This window comes from Acinetobacter sp. 226-1, from assembly GCF_030329325.1.
GTDB lineage: Bacteria > Pseudomonadota > Gammaproteobacteria > Pseudomonadales > Moraxellaceae > Acinetobacter > Acinetobacter sichuanensis.
The window spans coordinates 1-2,575 of the sequence record NZ_JACANU010000046.1; the positions used below are offsets into that span (position 1 = coordinate 1).

Sequence of the window (2,575 nt, forward strand, 5' to 3'; positions counted from 1 at the left end):
GTAAGCGTCCGCTGAACACACCTTCTGAATTCATCCTATAAGCCTTAATTTAGTCCCCACTTAGAAACAAGTGGGGACTTAAGTTTATGACTACAAATCATCAGACATCCATCGCATCTCTTGCGAAAAAACGAAGAACATACAGTGCTGAATTTAAACAGCAGATCGTTCAGGCTTGTAAAGCACCGGACGTTTCAATTGCTTCAGTCGCTTTGCAACATGGATTGAATACAAATCTTGTATCCAAATGGATTCGCTTAATTGATGCTAAGCCAGGGAGTGATCGCTCACCACTACCGAATAAACCTGCATTTATTGCCTTATCTTGCTCTGCACCATTAGATCCTACTCCTACTGACATGTTAAAAGTTCAAATTACTTTACCCCACTCAAAAGCAGAAATTGGCTTGAAATGGCAAGTATCGAAAATATCTGCTTTAGCAGAATTACTCAAGGTACTTGCAACATGATCCGCATTGATGAAATCTGGCTCTCCACCCAACCTCTGGATATGCGAGCAGGGATGGATACGGTCATGGCGCAGATTATGAAAGCCTTTGGCTCAATCAAACCGCATTGCGCCTACCTGTTCTGTAATAAACGTGGTCATCGTATGAAAGTGTTGGTACATGATGGACTGGGCATCTGGCTGTCTGCCCGGCGTTTGGAACAGGGTAAATTTCACTGGGCTAAAGTTCACCAAGGTGAAAACGTAGCTCTCAGTCCAGAACAGTTACAGGCATTAATCCAGGGTTTGCCCTGGCAGCGCATTGGACGACAGCAAGTAGTAACAATGCTCTAAACTAGGCTGCTACATTCTGCCATTCTCCAAACGTTCTATTTCATTCTTCTCATGACCTCAGGCATACTGCGGTCATGAATACGCTGCCAGATTTAAGCCAACTGACCCATGAACAACTGCTGGAATTCACCCGGCAGTTGGCGATGCAGCATCAACAACTCGCAGAAGATAAACAACAATTAGATGCTCAAGTTCAACATCTGGAAGTATCAAATCAACAATTAGATGCCAAAGTTCAACATCTTGAAGTCACCAATCAGCAATTAGATTCTAAAGTTCAGCATCTTTCTATTCTCAATCAAAAATACGAGCATGAACTGGCGCTGTTTAAACAGCATAAATTCGGCAGTAAAAACGAACATCTCACTGCAAAACAAATCCATCTGTGGGATGAAGCGGTTGAAGAAGATATTGCCGCGGTTGATCTAGAACTGGAACGGCTAAATGCAGATAAAACCAATGCAGCGACACAGAAAGCCAAAACCAATAAACCTAAACGTCGACCACTGCCAGATCATCTACACACCATCCGTATTGAGCATGAACCTGCATCAACCCAATGTGCTTGTGGCTGCCAACTCCGTCGTATCGGCGAAGATGTCAGTGAAAAACTGTATTTCAGACCGGCACAGTTCTATAAGGAACAGCATGTGCGTGGTAAATGGGTCTGTGATCAGTGTGACACTCTGACTCAGCAAGCGATGCCCGCCTATGTGATTGATAAAGGTATTGCCAGTCCTGAACTGCTCAGCCATGTGCTGGTATCGAAGTATGCCGATCATTTGCCGCTGTACCGTCAACGTCTGATCTATCAGCGGGCGGGAATCGAACTTTCTAGATCAACTTTATCTGACTGGATAGGTCGCTGCGGTGTAGAACTGGAACCTCTGGCCAATGCCTTAAAACAGGTGGTGCTGCAACAGCGGGTGCTGCATGCAGATGAAACACCGGTCACCATCATGCGGATGGGTGAGAATAATAAAAAACCGAAGAAAGGTTATGTCTGGGCCTATGCCACCACACAGTACAATCCAGTTCAGGCGGTGATCTATGACTTTCAGGATAGTCGTTCAGGCCAGCATGCTGAAGAGTTCTTGAAAGACTGGCAGGGCCATCTGGTCTGTGATGATTACAGCGGTTATAAAGCACGCTTTAAATCAGGTCAGGTCATTGAGGTGGGCTGCATGGCGCATGCGCGTCGTAAATTCCATGAACTGCATGTGACCAAAAAAAGTCAGGTCGCTGAACAGGCATTAGTGCTGATTCAGAAACTGTATGCCATAGAAGCAGAACTCAGGAAAAAGACCGATGGTACAGCAGAACAGCGCCGCGAATACCGACAACAGCATAGTCAACCGGTGATGCAACAACTGTATGAATGGCTCAACCAACATCAACTGACTGTGCCATCGAGTTCTCCAACCGCCAAGGCGATCAATTACACTCTGAAGCGTTGGCCAGCTTTAAGCCGCTATCTGGATGATGGCAATCTACCGATTTGCAATAACTGGGTGGAAAACCAGATGCGCCCCTGGGCGTTGGGACGTAAGAACTGGTTATTTGCAGGTTCGCTGCGCAGCGGTCAGCGAGCAGCCAATATTATGACATTAATCCAGTCAGCAAAGCTGAATGGGCTGGATCCCTATGCCTATTTAAGTGATGTGCTGAAAAGGTTGCCGACACATAAAGTGACTCAGATTGAAGAATTGTTACCACACCGCTGGAAACCTAAATCGAATTAAAAAATAGGCATGGGGTTCAGCGGACGCTTAC

At 45.8% G+C, this 2,575-nt stretch carries 3 protein-coding genes; all 3 read left to right on the forward strand.

Features of this window, described 5'->3' with window-relative positions:
* Window positions 1–86: 86 nt before the first annotated feature.
* The 3 genes from tnpA (at window position 87) to tnpC (ending at window position 2,544) form a co-directional block, all read left to right on the forward strand.
* Entirely contained in the window at window positions 87–470 is a 384-nt protein-coding gene (tnpA, locus tag HX124_RS17945; protein ID WP_154320129.1) for an IS66-like element accessory protein TnpA, read from the forward strand.
* The gene (tnpB, locus tag HX124_RS17950) at window positions 467–802 is read left to right on the forward strand and encodes an IS66 family insertion sequence element accessory protein TnpB (protein ID WP_286384447.1); all 336 of its coding nucleotides are present in this window, start codon (window positions 467–469) and stop codon (window positions 800–802) included. The genes tnpA and tnpB overlap by 4 nt, the downstream gene beginning before the upstream one ends.
* A gap of 74 nt (window positions 803–876) precedes the next feature.
* Window positions 877–2,544, forward strand: coding sequence for an IS66 family transposase (tnpC, locus tag HX124_RS17955; RefSeq protein ID WP_286384446.1), 1,668 nt, complete (start codon window positions 877–879; stop codon window positions 2,542–2,544).
* Window positions 2,545–2,575 lie beyond the last annotated feature (31 nt).

Bases quoted from the DNA above. Each gene is read 5' to 3' on its own strand.
- tnpA (WP_154320129.1), top strand. From the start codon at position 87: ATGACTACAAATCATCAGACATCCATCGCATCTCTTGCGAAAAAACGA.
- tnpC (WP_286384446.1), top strand. From the start codon at position 877: ATGAATACGCTGCCAGATTTAAGCCAACTGACCCATGAACAACTGCTG.
- tnpB (WP_286384447.1), top strand. From the start codon at position 467: ATGATCCGCATTGATGAAATCTGGCTCTCCACCCAACCTCTGGATATG.